Genomic DNA, 19757 nt, shown 5'->3' on the forward strand with positions numbered 1-19757 from the left:
AAAGTAGCAACATGACAGACAGTAAATGTGATTAATTAAGGAAAAGGTGAAGTATGACATTAGATTTAATGAAGGATGCAAGAATTAGGATTATTATTGGACATTATGGAAGCGGCAAAACTGAATTTGCAGTGAACTATGCAATGTTACTCAGTCAGCAGACTTCAAACGTGGCAATTTGTGATTTGGATATCGTTAATCCTTATTTTAGATCGAGAGAGAAGGCTTCACTTCTTGAGTCAAACGGCGTTACAGTGATCTCTGGAGCGAGAGGACACAATGCAAACCTCGATGTGCCAATGGTTTCCCCAAGCATATTGGCACCGATTCAAAACGAGGAGATGCAAGTGATCTTAGACGTTGGTGGCGACGCTGTCGGCGCACGAATTTTAGCAAGATTTGCTGCTTACTTTAAACCAGGTGCATACGATATGTTCTTCGTTTTAAATGCGAATAGAGAACAGACTCAGGATGCACAAGGTGTAATCTCACATATCAGAAATATTGAAGATACGGTGGGCTGTAAAGTAACAGGTATTATAAACAATACGCATTTACTGAGAGAAACAGGTTTAGAAGACGTTTTAAAGGGTCAAAAGTTAGCGGACGAGGTTTCAAAACTTCTCAATATCCCAATAAGGTACATCAGCTCACTGGAAAAGGTTACCCGCCAATTACCAAATGATTTAGAGGGACAAGTGTTCCCGATTAAGATGTACATGAGAGAAGATTGGATGTAGTGAACTCAGCTAACAGGATTAAGGTATAGGAGGATTTAAAGGTGGCTAAAGGTAAAGTTACATTTAATGAAGACATTTGTAAAGGCTGTGGGCTATGTACAACTGCCTGCCCAGTGAAAATTGTGACTATGGATACTTCTAAGATCAACATTAAAGGTTTCCATCCAGCGACAGTGTTCGAAATGGATAAGTGTATCGGTTGTGCAAACTGCGCAATGATGTGTCCAGATTCTGTTATCACAGTAGAAAGATTTTAGGGAGGTAAGGTAATGGCTAAGGTATTGATGAAAGGTAATGAAGCAATTGGCGCTGCTGCGATTAAAGCAGGCTGTAAATATTTCTTCGGATACCCAATCACACCACAAAATGAGTTACCAGAGTATATGTCAAAAGAGATGCCTAAAGTAGGCGGCGTCTTTTTACAAGCTGAATCAGAAGTAGCTGCAATTAATATGGTGTATGGTGCTGCAGGTGCAGGCGCACGTGTTATGACATCATCATCTTCTCCAGGGATTGCACTTAAACAAGAGGGAATCACTTATATCGCAGGCGCTGAGTTGCCTTGCGTTATCGTTAATATCGTTAGAGGCGGCCCTGGTTTAGGTGGTATTCAACCTGCTCAATCAGACTACAATCAAGTAACGCGTGGCGGTGGTAATGGCGACTACAAATTATTAGTGTACGCACCAGCGAACTTACAAGAAATGGTTGATTTAATGCAAGAAGCTTTTGATGCTGCTGACTACTATAGAAATCCAGTAATGATGGTTGGCGATGGTATGATCGGACAAATGATGGAGCCAATCGAATTTAAGGAGAGCGTTTCTAGATTCGAATTACCATTAAAAGACTGGGCAACTACAGGTACAAAAGGTCAAAGAAAACCAAATATCATTAACTCATTGGCACTTGATCCAGCTGAACTTGAAAAACACAATATTCACCTTCAAGAAAAGTACAGTGCAATGAAAGAAAATGAAGTGAAATATGAAGCATATAATCTTGAAAATGCTGAAGTTGTTATCGTTGCATACGGCACAACATCACGTATAGTAAGAAATGCGATTATTGATCTTAAAGAACAAGGCATTAACGTTGGTCTTATTAGACCAATCACACTATGGCCATTCCCTGAAAAAGCATTTGACTTAATTCCTTCAGATTGTAAAGCTGTACTTTCGGTTGAAATGTCTATGGGTCAAATGATTGACGATATCAAAATCGCTGTTAATGGCAGATATCCAGTTCATTTCTATGGACGTTCTGGTGGTATGATTCCTACTCCAGAAGGTGTAATGAACAAAGTGAAAGAATTGGTTGGAGGTGCAAAATAATGGCTGTTGTTTATCAAAAATCAAAAGGGTTAACAGATAAAGAAACTCACTACTGTCCTGGTTGTACACATGGTATCATCCATAAGCTTGTGGCAGAAGTTTTAGAAGAATTAGGTGTTTTAGGCGATACGATTGGTGTTGCACCAGTTGGTTGTTCAGTACTTGCTTATGACTACTTTAATTGTGATATGCACGAAGCTTCTCATGGTAGAGCACCTGCAGTTGCAACTGGTATCAAACGCGTATTACCTGATAAAGTTGTATTCACTTACCAAGGTGATGGTGACTTAGCTTCTATCGGTACAGCTGAAATCGTTCACGTTGCACACAGAGGCGAAAAAATCACAACGATCTTCGTTAACAATGCAATCTATGGTATGACAGGTGGTCAAATGGCACCTACGACTTTAATTGGTCAAAGAGCGACAACTGCACCTCTTGGTAGAACCGTTGAACATTCAGGTATGCCGCTTCGTGTATCTGAAATGCTTGCAACCATCGATGGCGCTGCTTTTGTAGAAAGAGTAGCTGTTGATACACCTGCAAACATCAGAAAAGCGAAAAAAGCAATTAAAGAAGCTTTCCAATGCCAATTAGATGGTAAAGGATTCTCAATAGTTGAAGTGTTATCAACTTGTCCTACAAACTGGGGCATGACACCTATTGATGCATTGAAATGGTTAAATGATAATTTAATTCCATACTATCCAATGGGTAACTTCAGAAGACCAGGGGAGGTAAAGTAAATGCTTAACGAAAGAGTAATTTGTGCAGGCTTTGGTGGACAAGGCGTAATGCTTATGGGTCAATTGATTTCATATGCTGGTATGATCGAAGGTAAAGAGGTTTCTTGGCTGCCTTCATATGGTCCTGAAATGCGTGGCGGTACAGCTAACTGTAGCGTTATGGTTTCTGAAAGACCAATCGGATCACCAGTTATCACAGATGATGCAACAGTTGCTATAGTTATGAATTTACCATCTCTTGATAAATTCGAAAGAGATATCATCTCAGGTGGAAAACTATTGATTAATAGTTCTTTAATTGATAAAAAAGCTTCTAGAAGTGATGTTACTGCTTACTATGTTCCTGCAAATGAAATTGCGGTAGAACTTGGTAACCCAAGGGTTGCAAACATGGTAATGTTAGGCGCTTTCCTTGAACTTACTAAAACAGTTGGTGTTGATGCAGTTATGCAAGCACTTAAAAAAGTTTTCGGTGAGTCTAAAGCACATTTAATGGCTATTAATGAAGAAGCAATGCAACGTGGTGCGGATATAATTAAAGGCTAATTGAAAAGAATTGTAGTTAAGCGAGCAGGCTCAATCTGCTCGCTTTTTTGTATACATAGATTGATGAAGTGTTGAAAATATGAGATAATAGAATGCAATGTTACTTTTGGGGGAAAGAAAATGAAGGATTTAATTCAAGCGTTCGCGCTCATATTCATAGCTGAGATGGGAGATAAAACTCAGATTATGGCAATGGCGTTCGCTACGAGATATAAAATAAAAGACATTTTAATTGGGGTTATGATTGGTTCTTTCTTAAATCATGGACTAGCGATATTACTGGGATCGGTGTTAACTCAGTTTATACCTATAGAAGCACTACAGCTAGTGGCTGGGGTTTTATTCATCGCTTTTGGACTTTTATCCTTATCGATAGCAGAAGACGAAGAAGAGAATATGAAAAGCTCTCAATATGGTGCTATTGCAACGGTTGCACTTGCTTTCTTTTTAGGAGAACTTGGAGACAAGACACAGCTAACGGCTTTGACGCTTTCAACACAATCAGCAATACCTGCTTTGACTTTATTAGGTACAGTCACGGGTATGGTTGTTGTTAGTTCTATTGGTATCTTTGTAGGTGCCAAATTAGGCAATAAAATACCAGAGCATATTATTAGAATGGGTGCATTTGTAATCTTTATGGCATTTGGTTTGGGTAAAATTTTTGGTTCTGAATACGTACTAAGTATGGGTACGACATTCCTAGTATTACTTCTTGGAATTATTTTAGCACTGACAGTTTTCAGAGCTTTGATTTTTAGTAGACAATTGAAAGAAATTAAAGTTTCTGCATTAAAGCAGCATGCTGAGGATTTAAGAAATCATAGGCTCATATTGAAGGCAAGTGTGGATCATTTGTGTAAGGGATGTCATGTTTGTGAGGACCATGTTTGTTTGGTAGGATATATGAAATCATTGCTATCGGATCGAGTCACCTCAAGTCGATTTGATACAAAAGTGATTGAAAAGCTTCAAAACAAAGCGTTTGATCGATCTAAAGCAGAACAAATCAAAATATTGCTGGATGAATACTATTTGAAATATCCAATGGATCGTACTAGCAATCCTGAGTTAATGACGATAGAAGCAGCTATCAATAGAATTTTAGAAGAGGAATCTTCAATAGTACAACTAATACATTAAGGGTGAGGTTATTATGGCAAGATTATTTGGAACGGACGGTGTACGAGGTATAGCAAATGAAGAGCTAACAATAGAACTTGCGATGAATCTGGGAAAATATGGTGCCCATGTTATCACACAGGGAAAGCCAAAGGCAAAAATACTGGTTGGTAAAGATACAAGAATTTCAGGTGATATGCTTGAAGCTGCATTATCGTCGGGAATACTTTCTGCTGGATGTGATGTTATCAATGTAGGTGTAATTCCAACACCTGCAATTGCAAAACTTGTGAGAATTTTAGAAGCAGATGCTGGCGTTATGATATCAGCTTCACATAATCCAGTTGCTTTCAATGGAATCAAATTTTTCAATAGTGAAGGGCTGAAACTTTCGGATCAAATCGAAGATGAGATTGAAAATATGATCCTATCAGGGGCAGTCATTGCAAAGCCAACTGGGACGCAAATTGGACATGTTAGACCTTATGAGAACGCTGAAATTGAGTATATGGATTATGTTGTCTCAACATTAGAGGGTATGAATTTTGAAGGCCTTAAGGTTGCTATGGACTGTGCAAATGGGGCAGCTTCATCTGTGGCACCTCAAACTATGAATCGTTTAGATGCAAAGGTCTATAATATTCATCACGAGCCAGATGGCACTAACATTAATGAAAATTGCGGTTCTACACATTTAGGAGATTTGATAAAGTTTGTTAAAGTGGTTGGTGCTGATGTGGGACTAGCATTTGATGGTGATGCGGATCGTCTTTTAGCTATTGATGAAAATGGTATGTTAGTTGATGGTGATAAAATAATGGCCATCTGTGGTAAAGCATTAGCAGAAAAAGGTCATTTGAAGGACAATACCATTGTTTCAACTGTTATGAGTAACTTAGGGTTTGATATTGCATTGAAAGAAAATAATTTAAAAACCTTAAAAACTCAAGTTGGTGATAGATATGTGCTTGAAGAAATGCTAGCGAATGGCTATCAATTAGGCGGAGAACAATCGGGGCATATCATTTTCTTAGAGCACAATACAACTGGTGACGGCCTTTTAACAGCCGTTCAACTTCTTCGCGTTATGAAGGAAACGGGTAAAAAACTTTCTGAACTAGCTGCTATGATGACAGTATACCCTCAAGTATTAAAAAATGCAAAAGTCCCTAATGATAAGAAACATACCTTTAGTGAAAATTTAGTTGTATCTGAAAAGATCAAAGAAATTGAAGATAAATTCCATGGAAAAGGGCGCGTCTTAATTCGACCTTCGGGAACAGAACCATTGGTTAGGGTAATGATTGAAGGTGAAAATCAAGAAGAACTTGAACGCGAAGCAATTGGTTTGGTAGAATTAATTGAAAAAGAGATGAATTAATGACTTGCATGTGTCTATAACAAAGAACCCCAGAAAATCTATTTGATGATCTGGGGTTAATTATTTAGCTATTAAATTACTTTAATTCTGAAAGTTCGATGCATAATAGTTGAATTTGGTTCAGTTTTGTCTTTGATGCAGAAAGCAGTTATTGTGAGGCTAACCACTGGCACACATCTCTAGCAGTTGCTTCATAATTCAATACATCAAAATCACTTAAGTGCGTGTGTGAGGTGATGCTTTTTCTATAGATGGGGTCATAATGCACTTCTAGTATTCTCTTTGTAAAGGTATTATAATCTTTTGAGGCGATAAGGGTGGTAAGTTCTGACATATGCTCTTTTGAAAGATAAGGTTTCAATTTTTCAATCGCGATATCTAGCTGTGAGGTAAAATCATCATCTGCAGTGTAATCTTTAAGTAGCTCACGAACTCGAAAATCCATACTTGCTGATAAAAGTAGAAACTTACCTTCTTGCATTTTCTGAAACATTAACTTAGGGACAAAGACTTTTCCAATTCGTCTCGATTCTGATTCTATGAAGCAATAGGAGTGCTGAATCTTATTCAATTGGTGATAAAGATTATTTTCAAACATTTGAACACTTTGAAAGCCATCGGTTCCAATGGCACCTAAGTGAGATCCTTTATGATTCGCAGCTGCTTCAAGATCAATGACAGGTTGCCCTAATCTTATTAATTCTTCTAAAACATGAGTCTTACCAACGCCAGTTAAACCATTTAATACAATGAAATTTGGATAGTCATCAATGGGTTGATTTAATTTTTTTAGGACTTCAGTACGATATGCCTTATATCCGCCTTGAATCCAATAGACTGGAATATCAATGCTTCGCATTAGTAAGGCGATCGATCGACTTCTATAGCCACCACGTGCACAATAAAAGATTATTTTTTTACAAGGATATTTTTTTTTGAGTTCAAATAGTGTATCATAGAATATATGCAATTTTTCAGATCCATACTTTAGTCCTAATCGTTTGGCTTCTTCTACTGACGCATTCTTATAAATCCAACCGACCTCATGTCGTTCAAGGTCATATAATATTGGAAGATTAATTGCATCGACAATATGTCCGTTTTTATATTCAGATTCGCTTCTAACGTCTATAAAAATTGCTTCGTCATTTGGGTTGTAGGGTATAGCTTGATACATAGTGACTTCCTTTAATTTTGTCTTTAATAGCATCATAACATAAATCGGAAGTTGTGAGAACATTTAGAATGAGAGGTGAACCATGCGTTTAATTAATATCAATGATGTAGAAGTGGGTAGTGTGATTGCAAAGCCTGTATATGATTCTAAGCTGTCGCTTTTAATTAATAGAGGCACTGTACTATCTGAAATACTAATAAAAAAACTAATCCAAGCGGATATAAGACACCTTTATATTGATGATGAACTTTCAAGAGGCGTTGAACTAGATCCAATGATTTCAGATGAAATCAAGCTTCAAGCGATCGTTGTTATGAAAACGATTTATGATTCCCAAACCATTAGAAATGATAAAAATATTGAAGAAGTTCGTGAAGGTACAATTAAGGACTTAAAAGATATAGTCGACGACATCATCACTGAAATTTATGCGAGGAATGAACAAAAGTATTATAGCACTGAGTTAATGGGCGCTGAAATGTATCATTATAATCATGCGGTTGAAGTTATGATTCTTTCTCTACTCATAGGTAGGAGAATGGGACTGGACAGAGAAAAATTACTTAAGCTAGGCATGGGTGCAATTCTTGCTGATATTGGTAAGGTAAAAGTACCCTCTGAGATTCTAAATAAAAAAGGTAAGTTAGACGTTGATGAGTTTGAAGAAATGAAGCGACATGTGGATTATAGCTACCACATCCTTAAGGACCTCGTTAGTTTATCATCACTTTCAAGACAAATTGTACTTCTACATCATGAAAAGCTAGATGGTAGTGGTTATCCTAACGGATTTGTTGGCGATCAAATACCCTTATTGGTTAGAATCGTTACGATGTGTGATATATTTAGTGCCATCGTTTCTGACAGGACCTATAATAATAGAATTTCAGTAGATACAGCTATTGAAATTCTAAGAAGTGCAACCCCTGCCAAACTAGATCAAGACGTATTTTTAGCTTTGATGCAAGTAATCGATGTTTATCCGCCCGGAACTTTGGTTGAACTCAGCAATGGGAAAATGGCAATTGTTATCGGTAATAACCCTAATTCGCCAACTCGTCCAGTTTTAAAGCAAATAGAAGACGGCATGCAGATCGACATGTTACAGGAACTAACCATATTTATTAAGAAAGTACTTTCAAGACTCCCATGAGGAGTTTTTTTTATGCCCACCTTATGATAGTATAAAACTAATGGAGGAGAGATTTATGGATAAGAAGTATATTCTAGCATTAGATCAAGGAACGACAAGTTCTAGAGCCATTTTGTTCGACCATTCAGGTCGAGTTATTAAAACAGCACAAAAGGAATTCACACAGTATTATCCTGTCGCAGGATGGGTAGAGCACGATCCAATGGAGATTTGGGGAACACAGTCAGGCGTTGCCAGAGAAGTGCTTGAAACGGCAGGTGTAAGTACTCAAGAAATCGCTGCGATTGGTATAACAAATCAAAGAGAAACCGTTGTAATCTGGGATAAAAGAACTGGAAAGCCTGTTTATAATGCGATCGTATGGCAGTGTAGAAGAACTGCAGATATCTGTGACGCTTTGATAGAACAAGGATATGAAGCCTATATAAAAGAAAAAACAGGACTTGTTGTAGATGCTTACTTTTCAGGAACTAAAATTAAATGGATTTTAGATCATGTTGAAGGCGCAAAACAACTGGCGAACGAAGGACATCTACTATTTGGGAATATAGATACCTGGCTGATCTGGAATTTGACGCGTGGTAAAGTACATGCAACAGATTATTCAAACGCATCAAGAACCATGTTATTTGATATAAATGAATTGAAATGGGATCAAAAATTGTTGGAAGTCCTTGATATCCCTGTTTCGATGATGCCTGAAGTAAGAAGCACTTCTGGCATATTTGGAGTTACTGATCCGTTTACATTTGGTGGTGCTGAAATCCCAATTGCCAGTGCTGCAGGTGACCAGCAAGCTGCATTGTTTGGACAGATGTGTTTTTTGCCTGGATCGGTTAAAAACACCTATGGTACTGGATGCTTCATGCTGATGAACACTGGAGAAACCAAACATCAATCCAGCAACGGTTTAATAACAACTATCGCATGGGGAATAGATGGAAAAATCACTTATGCGCTTGAAGGATCTATCTTTATTGCAGGTGCAGCAATTCAGTGGTTGAGAGATGAGATGGGATTGATTTCAAATGCAGCTGAAAGTGAAGTATTAGCAAGACAAGTGGAAGATTCAAATGGTGTTTTTGTAGTTCCTGCTTTTGCGGGGCTAGGTGCACCCTATTGGGATATGTATGCAAGAGGAGCGATTATCGGTTTGACGCGAGGTGTCAATAGAAAACACATTGTTAGAGCGACGCTTGAATCGTTGGCTTATCAAACCAGAGATGTCATTGAAGCGATGCAGGAAGATTCCGGACTTAAGCTTAGAAGACTTAAAGTTGATGGCGGTGCAACAGCAAACAACTTTTTAATGCAGTTCCAATCAGATATTTTAGGAAGTCAAGTAATTCGCCCTAAAGTTACTGAAACGACAGCTTTAGGTGCTGCGTATTTAGCTGGACTTGCAGTAGGATTTTGGAACAATTTAGATGAGTTAACAAACCAATTTGAAGTGGATCTTGAGTTTAACCCACAAATGCAACCCTCATATAGAGAAAAGGTATATAGCAACTGGAAAAGAGCAGTGCGAAGAACGATGGAATGGGAAACTTAATTTAAGGAGGCTAGCATGTACGATGTGACAATCATAGGCGCTGGAGTTGTAGGAACACTTATCGCTAGAGAATTTTCAAGATTTAATTTAAGAATTATCATTCTTGAAAAAGAAAATGATATTGCTTGTGGTGCAACAAAGGCAAATACGGCACTTATACATGCTGGCTATGATGCCCATTATGATTCTTTAAAAGGATTACTCAATGCAAGGGGAAATGAACTCTATACTGAGTTGTCAAAGGAACTCAACTTTCCTTTGAAAAGAATAGGTTCATTAGTCTTGGGACAATTACCGGAAGATCGTGAAACTATTAAAAAACTTTATGATAATGGCAACAAACTTGGCATTCAAGGATTACGTGTAATAGGTAAAGAAGAAATTAAAAGCCTGGAGCCTAACGTCAATGAGGGGTTTGACATTGCCTTATATGCACCTTCAGCGGGAATCACTGAGCCTTGGGAAGTTGCAATTGCAGCCTGTGAAAATGCTATGAACAATGGTATTGAGCTAAAACTCAATTATGAGGTCTTAAGGATAGAGAAATATGATTCGGGTTTTCTGATTAATAAAGAAATTAGAACCAAGTGGATTATCAATTGTGCTGGCGTTCATTCGGATGAAATCTATTCTCTGATTGAACCTTTACAGAAAGAGATCTTTATAAAGCCAAGAAAAGGGGAATATTATCTTTTAGATAAAAAAGCGGGTGGAATAGCCAATCATATTTTATTCACCTGTCCTACTTCAGTTGGAAAAGGGGTTGTTATATCTCCAACAGCACATGGTAATATCATCGTAGGTCCAAATTCAGAATGGACAGAGAGGGATGATACAAAAACAACTTTTCAAGGTTTAGAAGAGGTGCTTTTAAAGGCTAAGTCGGTCATAAAGAACATTCCAACAGATCTCAATATTGCAAATTTTGCAGGAATAAGAGCTGAGCCAGAGTCCGGTGATTTTATTATATCTAAAGTGCATCAATATAACTTCATAAATGTGGCGGGAATAAAATCACCTGGCCTCTCTGCTGCACCAGCTATAGCAGAATACGTGATGGACATATTTAAAATTGCCTACGAAAGTGAGTGCGGTCCGTTGCTGCTTAATGATTGTTTTGATCCAGTTCGACCAGCAAGAGTAAAGTTTATAAGTTTATCAGAAGATGAACAGATGAGATTGATCAATGAAAATCCAATGTATGCGCATATCGTATGTAGATGTGAGCAGATTTCAGAAGCTGAAATAGTAGACGCAATCCGACGAAATTGTGGTGCTAAAACCATTAACGGTGTTAAAAGAAGAGTTCGGCCTGGAGCAGGGAGATGCCAAGGTGGTTTTTGTGGACCTAAAGTGATCGAGATTATTGCTAGAGAGCTGGGCGTAGCATTAGAAGTAGTCGATTTTGAGAAAAAGAACTCAAACGTTCTAATGGGGGACAATCGAGATGGAAAACAAATATGATGTCGTTGTTATAGGTGGTGGTCCAGCTGGAATTGCTGCAGCAACTGAATCAAAATTAAATGATGCAAAGACACTCATCATTGAACGTGATGCTTTCCTAGGAGGTATTTTAAATCAATGCATCCATAATGGGTTTGGTTTAACGCGCTTTGAAGAAGAACTTACAGGTCCTGAGTACGCTGAGCGGGAAATTTTACACCTTGAAACATCAGGTGTAGAAGTTTTGTTAAATACAATTGTTGTTGAAATCGCAGCAAATGAACGAAAAATAAAGGTAGTGAGCAAATCATATGGAGTGGTTTGGATTAATTATACTTCTTTAGTACTTGCTATGGGCTGTAGAGAACGTGCAAGGGGTTCTGTCATAATTCCGGGTAAAAGACCAGCAGGGGTATTTACGGCAGGTACTGCACAGCATTATATCAATATAATGGGACAAAAGATTGGTAATACTGTATTTATTCTTGGTTCTGGTGATATTGGGTTAATTATGGCGCGACGATTATCATTAGAGGGATGTAAGGTACTAGGTGTTGCTGAGATTAAACCTTTTTCAAGCGGACTAAATCGTAACATTGCCCAGTGTTTAGAGGACTATGATATTCCATTGATGTTGGAACATACTGTAGTAGAAGTACATGGTGATTCAAGGGTCACTGGGGTTACAGTTGCAAAAGTCAATGACCGTTATGAACCAATTGAATCAACAAAGGTGTTTTATGCGTGTGATACGCTTTTGCTGTCCGTAGGATTAATACCTGAAAATGAACTCTCTGTAAATGCGGGTTTGCTATTAGATGACTTTACCAAAGGTCCAATTATTAATCAAGAACTTGAAACTGAAGTTGAGGGGATTTTTGCCTGTGGGAATGTAACATTTGTTCATGATTTGGTTGACTATGTGAGTGAATCTGGTGAAAAGGCGGGGCAATTTGCAGCGCTTTATGCGTTGGGCAAAGCAATCAAAACAAAAAAATCAGCCATTGAACTGAGCAAAGGTAGTAACTTAGCTATGCTCATGCCTCAAAGATTAGTCCAACAGAATAAATCTGATACTTTTGAAGTCATGCTTCGCGTTTCAAAGAGAATTGAAAAGGGTAAAATTAAAGTATCAAATGAAAAAGAAATACTTCTTAGTTTGATTCAGAATTATCTTTCTCCAGGTGAATCGATTCACCTTTCAGTCAAGTATCCCGAAGTGGATTTGCCTATAAAGGTTGAAGTTGTTGAGCTTTAATATGCGAGGTCGCTATGGAACTTAATAAAATTTGCATCATCTGCCCGAGGGGCTGTCATTTAAAGATTATAACAGATGAGGAAAATGCTTTTTTATCAGTATCGGGCAACCGATGTCAAAGAGGGGAAAAATATGCCATAGAAGAGGTAAATCATCCGAGTAGAATAATAACAACAACTGTAAAACTAAGTGGCGGAAATATAAATAGAGTGCCTATTAAAACCTTGGAGGCGATTCCGCTCAACTTGGTGGCAGACTTTATTGAACACGTTAAAAATGTATCGCTTTTCGCACCGGTCTCATTAGGCGATCATCTAATTGTGGAAGGCGCTCAGGGGTGTTATGAGTGTGTCGTTGGACGATCGGTTTTGAACCTATGACACAAAATTGTCATATATTCTTTTGGTAGAATATGTTATAATGAACGTGCAAGGAGGTGAGTCCATTGGTTTATAACAACTGAATACAAGCGCCAGAACTGCTTAGCAGTTGACGAGGGTGGGGTTAATCGAAAATTCGGCGGGTGCCCCACGGTGTGATCAACACCGGAAATGTCATACAAACCCATGAAGTGATTCGTGGAACAAAGTTGACAGGTTGATTCAACGCTATAAGTGCGTCCTACGGAACACCTAGATAGGTGTTCTTTTTATTTTTTTGTAAATTGCGAAAATGAATATATTAAAAGGAGAATTAATATGTGTGGAATAGTTGGTTATATTGGGACTCAAAATGCAGTTCCATATTTAATTGAAGGATTATCAAAATTAGAATATAGAGGTTATGATTCTGCAGGAATCGCAATTAACATTGACAATCAGCTTAAGATTTTCAAGACAAAAGGCAGACTTAAGAACTTAGAGGAGATTTTAGATCCAAATGCGACAAGCATAATTGGGATTGGACATACAAGATGGGCAACACATGGTGCGCCATCAAATTTAAATGCTCATCCACATCTCAATCAAAGTGAAACAATTGCAGTTATCCATAATGGTATTATTGAAAACTATATGGAAATTAAGGAATGGTTGATTCAAGATAAAAATGTGACTTTTAAATCAGAGACTGATTCTGAAGTAATCGCACATTTAGTGGATTACTATTATGAGGGTGATTTGCTAGATGCAGTCTATAAGGCTGTTGATCGTATGGAAGGGGCTTATGCAATTGGCGTTATTTCCAAAGATGAGCCAAATCGTTTGGTAGCAGTAAGAAAAGACAGTCCATTAATCGTTGGACTAGGAGAAAATGAAAACTTCATTGCATCAGATATTCCAGCTTTGTTGAAATACACGAGAAATATGCTCTTAATCGAAAATGATGAGTTTGTAGACTTAACAAAGGATAAAGTGACGATATACAATAGTCTTAGACAACCCGTTCAAAGAGATATATTCGAGGTTACCTGGGATATTGATTCTGCAGAAAAAGAAGGATTCGAGCATTTCACCTTAAAGGAAATTTTTGAACAACCAAAAGGCGTTAAAGAAACCGTCTTAAGAAGATTAAACAGTAAGGATGAAATCGTTCTTGAAGGCGTTAATTTAGATGCAAATATTCTCAGCAATATTAATAAGATCTACATCGTAGCTTGTGGAACTGCCTATCATGCTGGTTTAATTGGTAGAAGAGCCATTGAACAGTTTGCAAAAATTCCTGTTGAGTGCGATGTTGCGTCAGAGTTTAGATATCGTGATCCTTTCGTTGACGACAAAACATTGTTTATCGCAGTATCACAATCAGGCGAAACATTAGACACCTTGCAATCGCTTCGTGAAGCGAAAAGAAAGGGTGCTCGTGTTCTGAGCATTGTTAATGTTGTTGGGAGCTCTGTAGCAAGAGAATCAGATGATTTACTCTATACTTGGGCTGGTCCTGAAATCGGCGTAGCTTCAACTAAAGCGTATACAACACAATTAACTGCTTTTTATTTACTTGCACTCTATATGGGGAAACTAAAAGGAGTGATCAGTGATGAGCAATACAAAGCGGTTGTCAAAGGACTTAAAGCAATGCCTGAGCTAATTCAAGAGGTTTTGGATAAAAGCCATGAGATTCAAAAATTGGCTGCTGGTCAGTTCAACAATGAGAAGGTATTCTTTATGGGCAGAGGTGTGGATTGTGATTTAGCTTACGAAGGATCATTAAAGCTTAAAGAAATTTCATATATTAATAGTTTTGCTATTGCAGCGGGTGAGCTGAAGCATGGAACAATTGCATTAATAGAAGATGAAACGTTTGTAGTGGCACTTGCAACACAAGAGAAGCTTTATGATAAGATGCTATCTAATATTAAAGAAGTTAAAGCGCGTGGTGCACATGTTTTTGCTATCGCACAAGCAGGAAACGATCAGATTTTAAAAACTTCTGATGAGGTATTCTTCATCCCAAGAACCATGGATGAGTTGGCTCCTATTTTAGCAGTAGTACCTACACAGCTATTGGCTTATTATGTTTCTGCTTTAAGGGGAAATGATGTGGATAAACCAAGAAACTTAGCAAAATCAGTAACGGTAGAATAATTACCTCTTTAATGTTACAATGGAGATATTACAACTGGAGGTAAGCATGTTAGCGAAGATTCTTTTTACTTTAATTCTACTTATTGGTGTCATTAATCCAATGTTATCGATCAAGATATTTGAATTTTGGAAGTTGGGTAGAAAGCCAATTACTGATTCTGCACTAAAGGCAACTCGAATATTCTCAATTGTAGCCATAATTATTGTATGGGTATTTTTACCTTCATAATTGAATGATAATTTGTTTTTATAACCAGCTATTCAAGTAACTTGGGTAGCTGGTTTTGTTTAGCCTCAATGTCACATGTTGAAAACCAGAAAGCTTGATACACGAAGATTTGTATTGAGCAACAAATTTTATCTTTACCAGTACATATTTCACACTGCGGACATGCATTTTTATTGAATCATAGCGAAAAAAAAGGACTAAGAAGTACAAAGTTAGTTGAAATTTCAATTATTTAGGGCATCTAAAAGTTTCGAAGAATATATTAACATTCTGTAATAATTGAAAGGAATTTTTTGAGTGTCCGCCTATTGAGGACAATTGAAGTTTGTTTTCAAAGATTATGAACTGAAAATTCTGACAAATTATTTTGTTGAATTGATTAGTGACTGTTGAAATTAGAATAATTACGTGATTGATGTAAATTATATACATTTTCAATTCATTAAATATACCCGGAGAATACAGTGTCGATAATAATTGTTACAGCAATGTAATATTTATCTTTTTAACAAGCCGTATAAATTTTTCTATTCCATTTTATTCGAAATTGTTATATATTAAATATGGATATTACATCTACGTTACATTAATTTGAACAAAATTAAATAATTATTATTGATTTATTAAGAAACCTAGTGTAAGATGTATAAATAATTATATATGGGTCTTTTAATGACTTAATAATAATAAGAGAGAGTATAAACCTTTAGGTTTATATAGATTGGTTTACAATTAATGTAACCAACCCAATTAAGAAGGAGGATTATTTAAATGAAGAAATCGCTAGTATTATTACTTTGCTTAGTAATGGTAGCTTCTGCATTTCTTGCTGGTTGTAGTCCAAAAGAAGATGCTCAAGAGCAAACTACAACAGCTGCAGCTGGTGAAACTACTGCGGCAGCAACTGAAGCACCTGCAGAAGAACCAAGTGGTACATTAATCGTTGGTATCACAGAAGCATCTGGTAACTTTAACCCACTTTATTATTCATCAGCTTATGATGGATACGTGGTAGATACAGTATTCGAAGGTTTAGTAGCAAGAAACTTTGATGGGGAATATGAAGGCGTTGTTGCTGATAGCTGGGAATACTCAGAAGATGGCAAATCAATCACTTTCAATATGAAAAAAGATCTTGTTTTCTCTGATGGAGAACCTTTAACAGCTCAAGACGTTGTATTTACTTACTTAGTACTTGCTGATCCATCTTACACTGGCCGTTATAGCTCAGTAGTAAAAGATATGGTTGGCTACGATGAGTACTACGCAGGTGAATCAGATTCATTCACTGGCGTTGAAGCTTTAGATGATTACACAGTAAGATTCAATTTCAAAGAAGCACTTCGTGTTAACTTTGCAAACTGTACTTTCGCAATCTTACCTGAGCACTACTATGGTAAAGACTTTACTCCAGGTAACACTGCTTCTGTAGAAGCAATTACAACTGAAGCTATGGGTTCTGGTCCATATGTAATTTCACAATTTAAAGAAAAAGAGTTAGTTTATCTTGAAAGAAATCCTCTTTATGTTGGCGAAGGCTACATGATTAAAGAGATTATCCTTAAATTCGTAGACCAAACTACTGATATCGTTGAATTAACAAGCGGTGGTGTAGATTTATTAGCTGGCGTTATCGATCCTAAGAAAATTTCTGAAGCTAGAAACGCTGGATTCCAAATCAACCAATACAACAGAAGTGGTTACGGCTATGTTAAAACAAATTGTGAATACGGCCCAACTGCTGACGTTAAAGTTCGTCAAGCACTTTACTATTCATTTAACGTTAAAGAATTCGTAAACAGCTACTACTATGATGCAGATACAGATCAAGTTCTTGCTGTTACACAATATCACCCATTCTCTCAAATTTCTTGGGCGATTGATGATAACCTTGTAAACTCAATGATCCAATACGATTTCGATCTTGAAAAAGCTAAATCTTTACTTGATGAAGCTGGTTGGAAAGTTGGCGCATCAGGATTTAGAGAAAAAGATGGTGAAATTTTAGAACTTAAAATCGCAGCTATGCCTGATCATGACATCTTAGCAACTCTTATCCCAATGTGGGAAAGAGACTGGGGTCAAGGCTTAAACATCAAATTAACAGTTGCATACCTTGAATTCAACACAATTCTTGACTATGTTATCTACAATTCAGATGCAAACGTTGAAAACTGGAGCTTATTCTTCCTTGCAACTTCAATCACAACTCCAGATCCAGATACACTTTATTCTTCATTCCATTCAGACTACATCGGAAGCGGTATGGACAACACAAGCCGTTACAACAATCCTGAAGTTGACAGATTGTTAGACGAAGGTAAAGCAATCATGGATATCGAAGAAGCGAAACCAGTTTACCAACAAATCGCTAAGATTCTTAACGAAGAAGCTGTTATGATGCCAGTTTATGCAAACACTTATTTTGATATCTATGCTGCTAAATTAGTAGACTTCAAAACAAGCTCACTTTACAACTGGGTATCAGCTCTTAAAGATGCTAAGATTGTAGAATAAGAAAACATTAACAACCACACATATTTATTTATTGTGGCATGAAGGCAGTCTCTAACCAGACTGCCTTTAATTTAATCTATAGGTTTTGTTTTATAGTCTTTTAAGAAGGAGTAAAGGGATGCTAAAGTATATTGCTAGGAGAATTCTGCACTTAATCCCAGTGCTTTTGGTCATTACGATTATATTATTCGCAATGCTTCAAATCATGCCTGGAGATCCTGTTAATGCGTATTTGGGGATTGGATCTAACGCAACAGTAGAGCAACAACAACAAATTAGAGAATTATTAGGACTTGACGAACCACTACCAGTACAATATTTCAACTGGTTAAAGAGAAGTTTATCTGGTGATTTTGGAACTTCATATAAGTTCAGAAAGCCAGTAGCTGAAGTAATAGGAAAATATATTTGGAACTCATTCTACTTAAATGTCGTTGCAATGATATTCGCATTTGCAATAGCAATACCAGTAGGTATCAAATCAGCAGTTAAAAAGTACGGACTCTTTGATAACTTCTGGACGGTGTTCTCACTAACCGGTGTATCGATGCCATCGTTTTTCTTTGCACTTATACTCATATTTTTCGTAGCGATCCCATCGAAGTGGTTGCCACTGAACGGGATGCGAACCACCATTTACCTTGCAAAGGGTTATGATAGTTTTGGACAGGAAGTACTAGATGTACTTAAACATATGATCTTACCAGTAACCGTAGTTACTATTTCGTCTCTTGCAAGCTTAACACGTTATGTAAGAAACTCTGTAATCGAAGTCATCAATCAAGACTATATCAGAACTGCAAGATCGAAAGGTCTTTCTGAGAAAGTCGTTATCTATAAACATGCATTTAGAAATGCACTTTTACCGATCGTTACATTATTAGGCCTTTATATTCCTGGATTATTCGGAGGATCGATCTTACTAGAAACCGTCTTTATCTGGCCAGGGATTGGACACGTTCTGTTCACTTCAATCGGTGACAGGGATTACTCGATGCTAATGGCAGCCAACACATTCTATGCAATCCTTATGTTAGCAGGTAACTTACTTGCAGACGTAAGCTATGCACTTGTTGACCCACGTATTCGCGTGAAGTAACCCTAAAATCGAAAGAGGAGGCAGAAAATGGCTGAAAAGAAAGCAAAAACGGCTCGTAAAAAAAGAGCAGTTGGCCCATGGCAGATTGCGTTTGAACGCTTTAGAAAAAATAGAGTAGCAGTAGTTGGCGCATCTTTATTTATCATTATCGTATTATCGGTAATCTTTGTGCCAATGCTCTCACCATATGAAATATCAGAATTCAACTTAGCAGATAAAGAACAAGCACCTTCATCGACACACTGGCTAGGCACAGATGAACAAGGTCGTGACGTTTTACTTAGACTATTTGTCGGTGGTAGAATCTCTATCCTCGTTGGTCTCATGGCAGCGAGTGTATCTGTAGTCATCGGCTCGCTAGTAGGTGGTATTGCGGGTTACTACGGTGGTGCAATCGATAACTTCCTCATGCGTATTGCAGAGATTATCTATTCGATTCCATTTACACCAACGGTTATCTCACTCTCAGCGGCACTCATGTGGCGCGTGAGCTCAGAGCAAAAGATGTACTTTGTAATGCTCTTAATCGGTATCTTAAGTTGGCCAGGACTAGCACGTTTGGTAAGAGGTCAGATCTTATCGTTAAGAGAACAAGAATTTATGCAAGCAACTGAGATACTAGGTATATCAGATAGATCAAAAATCGTCAGACACTTACTACCAAATACGTTAGCATTTATCATTGTTAGTGCAACACTCGGTATGGCAGGGGCAATCTTAACAGAAGCAGGTTTATCCTTCTTAGGTTTAGGTGTAACGCCACCGACACCAACATGGGGAAACATGGTAGAGCGTGCGAGAAATACGAATGTATTTAGAAACATGCAATGGTTATGGATTCCACCTGGTGTAATGATTATGTTGACAGTTGTAAGTATCAACTTACTAGGTGAAGGTCTTAGAGATGCCTTCGATCCAAAAGAGATAAGGTAGGT

At 37.5% G+C, this 19757-nt stretch carries 18 protein-coding genes; 17 read left to right on the plus strand and 1 reads right to left on the minus strand.

Features of this window, described 5'->3' with window-relative positions:
* The first annotated feature begins 53 nt into the window (after positions 1 to 53).
* The 7 genes from AC4PID_RS11380 to glmM all read left to right on the plus strand — a co-directional run bounded on the left by AC4PID_RS11380 (position 54) and on the right by glmM (position 5869).
* Positions 54 to 740, plus strand: a complete 687-nt coding sequence (locus tag AC4PID_RS11380; protein ID WP_492132116.1) for an ATP-binding protein — start codon at positions 54 to 56, stop codon at positions 738 to 740.
* Positions 741 to 781: 41 nt separating this feature from the next.
* Complete coding sequence (locus AC4PID_RS11385; RefSeq protein WP_492132117.1) at positions 782 to 997, plus strand: 4Fe-4S dicluster domain-containing protein; 216 nt, start codon at positions 782 to 784, stop codon at positions 995 to 997.
* 12 nt (positions 998 to 1009) lie between these two features.
* The gene (locus AC4PID_RS11390; RefSeq protein WP_492132118.1) at positions 1010 to 2074 is read left to right on the plus strand and encodes a 3-methyl-2-oxobutanoate dehydrogenase subunit VorB; all 1065 of its coding nucleotides are present in this window, start codon (positions 1010 to 1012) and stop codon (positions 2072 to 2074) included.
* A complete protein-coding gene (locus AC4PID_RS11395; RefSeq protein ID WP_492132119.1) occupies positions 2074 to 2820 on the plus strand; it encodes a thiamine pyrophosphate-dependent enzyme in 747 nt (248 codons plus the stop codon). The genes AC4PID_RS11390 and AC4PID_RS11395 overlap by 1 nt, the downstream gene beginning before the upstream one ends.
* Complete coding sequence (locus tag AC4PID_RS11400; RefSeq protein ID WP_492132120.1) at positions 2821 to 3366, plus strand: 2-oxoacid:ferredoxin oxidoreductase subunit gamma family protein; 546 nt, start codon at positions 2821 to 2823, stop codon at positions 3364 to 3366. It begins immediately after the preceding gene.
* Positions 3367 to 3486: 120 nt separating this feature from the next.
* The gene (locus AC4PID_RS11405) at positions 3487 to 4509 is read left to right on the plus strand and encodes a TMEM165/GDT1 family protein (protein WP_492132121.1); all 1023 of its coding nucleotides are present in this window, start codon (positions 3487 to 3489) and stop codon (positions 4507 to 4509) included.
* A 13-nt stretch (positions 4510 to 4522) separates the two neighbouring features.
* Positions 4523 to 5869 carry a phosphoglucosamine mutase gene (glmM, locus tag AC4PID_RS11410; RefSeq protein ID WP_492132122.1) on the plus strand — a complete coding sequence of 449 codons (1347 nt, stop codon included), beginning with the start codon at positions 4523 to 4525 and terminating at the stop codon, positions 5867 to 5869.
* A gap of 148 nt (positions 5870 to 6017) precedes the next feature.
* Here glmM and mnmH read toward each other — a convergent pair whose 3' ends face one another.
* On the minus strand, positions 6018 to 7046 hold the full coding sequence (gene mnmH / locus AC4PID_RS11415) for a tRNA 2-selenouridine(34) synthase MnmH (protein ID WP_492132123.1): 1029 nt from the start codon (positions 7044 to 7046) through the stop codon (positions 6018 to 6020).
* A gap of 82 nt (positions 7047 to 7128) precedes the next feature.
* Between mnmH and AC4PID_RS11420 the strand changes: the two genes are divergently transcribed.
* The 10 genes from AC4PID_RS11420 to opp4C all read left to right on the plus strand — a co-directional run bounded on the left by AC4PID_RS11420 (position 7129) and on the right by opp4C (position 19755).
* Positions 7129 to 8199, plus strand: a complete 1071-nt coding sequence (locus tag AC4PID_RS11420) for an HD-GYP domain-containing protein (protein WP_492132124.1) — start codon at positions 7129 to 7131, stop codon at positions 8197 to 8199.
* Positions 8200 to 8254: 55 nt separating this feature from the next.
* Positions 8255 to 9751, plus strand: a complete 1497-nt coding sequence (gene glpK / locus AC4PID_RS11425; protein ID WP_492132125.1) for a glycerol kinase GlpK — start codon at positions 8255 to 8257, stop codon at positions 9749 to 9751.
* A 15-nt stretch (positions 9752 to 9766) separates the two neighbouring features.
* On the plus strand, positions 9767 to 11215 hold the full coding sequence (locus AC4PID_RS11430) for an NAD(P)/FAD-dependent oxidoreductase (protein ID WP_492132126.1): 1449 nt from the start codon (positions 9767 to 9769) through the stop codon (positions 11213 to 11215).
* Positions 11199 to 12452 carry an NAD(P)/FAD-dependent oxidoreductase gene (locus AC4PID_RS11435; protein WP_492132127.1) on the plus strand — a complete coding sequence of 418 codons (1254 nt, stop codon included), beginning with the start codon at positions 11199 to 11201 and terminating at the stop codon, positions 12450 to 12452. The genes AC4PID_RS11430 and AC4PID_RS11435 overlap by 17 nt, the downstream gene beginning before the upstream one ends.
* A gap of 14 nt (positions 12453 to 12466) precedes the next feature.
* Positions 12467 to 12832 (plus strand): DUF1667 domain-containing protein, encoded by a 366-nt coding sequence (locus AC4PID_RS11440; RefSeq protein ID WP_492132128.1) that lies wholly within the window; start codon positions 12467 to 12469, stop codon positions 12830 to 12832.
* A 318-nt stretch (positions 12833 to 13150) separates the two neighbouring features.
* Positions 13151 to 14977, plus strand: coding sequence for a glutamine--fructose-6-phosphate transaminase (isomerizing) (gene glmS, locus AC4PID_RS11445; protein ID WP_492132129.1), 1827 nt, complete (start codon positions 13151 to 13153; stop codon positions 14975 to 14977).
* 46 nt (positions 14978 to 15023) lie between these two features.
* The gene (locus AC4PID_RS11450; RefSeq protein WP_492132130.1) at positions 15024 to 15206 is read left to right on the plus strand and encodes a DUF6199 family natural product biosynthesis protein; all 183 of its coding nucleotides are present in this window, start codon (positions 15024 to 15026) and stop codon (positions 15204 to 15206) included.
* A gap of 771 nt (positions 15207 to 15977) precedes the next feature.
* Positions 15978 to 17723 (plus strand): ABC transporter substrate-binding protein, encoded by a 1746-nt coding sequence (locus tag AC4PID_RS11455; protein WP_492132131.1) that lies wholly within the window; start codon positions 15978 to 15980, stop codon positions 17721 to 17723.
* A 118-nt stretch (positions 17724 to 17841) separates the two neighbouring features.
* Positions 17842 to 18822 carry an ABC transporter permease gene (locus tag AC4PID_RS11460; protein ID WP_492132132.1) on the plus strand — a complete coding sequence of 327 codons (981 nt, stop codon included), beginning with the start codon at positions 17842 to 17844 and terminating at the stop codon, positions 18820 to 18822.
* A 27-nt stretch (positions 18823 to 18849) separates the two neighbouring features.
* Complete coding sequence (opp4C, locus tag AC4PID_RS11465; RefSeq protein ID WP_492132133.1) at positions 18850 to 19755, plus strand: oligopeptide ABC transporter permease; 906 nt, start codon at positions 18850 to 18852, stop codon at positions 19753 to 19755.
* Positions 19756 to 19757 lie beyond the last annotated feature (2 nt).

It is taken from the genome of Fusibacter sp. QWL-12 (genome assembly GCF_058683495.1).

Excerpts from the sequence above, each read along its gene's own strand:
- AC4PID_RS11380 (WP_492132116.1), top strand. The coding sequence starts at position 54 with ATGACATTAGATTTAATGAAGGATGCAAGAATTAGGATTATTATTGGA.
- AC4PID_RS11390 (WP_492132118.1), top strand. The coding sequence starts at position 1,010 with ATGGCTAAGGTATTGATGAAAGGTAATGAAGCAATTGGCGCTGCTGCG.
- AC4PID_RS11395 (WP_492132119.1), top strand. The coding sequence starts at position 2,074 with ATGGCTGTTGTTTATCAAAAATCAAAAGGGTTAACAGATAAAGAAACT.
- AC4PID_RS11400 (WP_492132120.1), top strand. The coding sequence starts at position 2,821 with ATGCTTAACGAAAGAGTAATTTGTGCAGGCTTTGGTGGACAAGGCGTA.
- AC4PID_RS11405 (WP_492132121.1), top strand. The coding sequence starts at position 3,487 with ATGAAGGATTTAATTCAAGCGTTCGCGCTCATATTCATAGCTGAGATG.
- glmM (WP_492132122.1), top strand. The coding sequence starts at position 4,523 with ATGGCAAGATTATTTGGAACGGACGGTGTACGAGGTATAGCAAATGAA.
- mnmH (WP_492132123.1), bottom strand. The coding sequence starts at position 7,046 with ATGTATCAAGCTATACCCTACAACCCAAATGACGAAGCAATTTTTATA.
- AC4PID_RS11420 (WP_492132124.1), top strand. The coding sequence starts at position 7,129 with ATGCGTTTAATTAATATCAATGATGTAGAAGTGGGTAGTGTGATTGCA.
- glpK (WP_492132125.1), top strand. The coding sequence starts at position 8,255 with ATGGATAAGAAGTATATTCTAGCATTAGATCAAGGAACGACAAGTTCT.
- AC4PID_RS11430 (WP_492132126.1), top strand. The coding sequence starts at position 9,767 with ATGTACGATGTGACAATCATAGGCGCTGGAGTTGTAGGAACACTTATC.
- AC4PID_RS11435 (WP_492132127.1), top strand. The coding sequence starts at position 11,199 with ATGGAAAACAAATATGATGTCGTTGTTATAGGTGGTGGTCCAGCTGGA.
- AC4PID_RS11440 (WP_492132128.1), top strand. The coding sequence starts at position 12,467 with ATGGAACTTAATAAAATTTGCATCATCTGCCCGAGGGGCTGTCATTTA.
- glmS (WP_492132129.1), top strand. The coding sequence starts at position 13,151 with ATGTGTGGAATAGTTGGTTATATTGGGACTCAAAATGCAGTTCCATAT.
- AC4PID_RS11450 (WP_492132130.1), top strand. The coding sequence starts at position 15,024 with ATGTTAGCGAAGATTCTTTTTACTTTAATTCTACTTATTGGTGTCATT.
- AC4PID_RS11455 (WP_492132131.1), top strand. The coding sequence starts at position 15,978 with ATGAAGAAATCGCTAGTATTATTACTTTGCTTAGTAATGGTAGCTTCT.
- AC4PID_RS11460 (WP_492132132.1), top strand. The coding sequence starts at position 17,842 with ATGCTAAAGTATATTGCTAGGAGAATTCTGCACTTAATCCCAGTGCTT.
- opp4C (WP_492132133.1), top strand. The coding sequence starts at position 18,850 with ATGGCTGAAAAGAAAGCAAAAACGGCTCGTAAAAAAAGAGCAGTTGGC.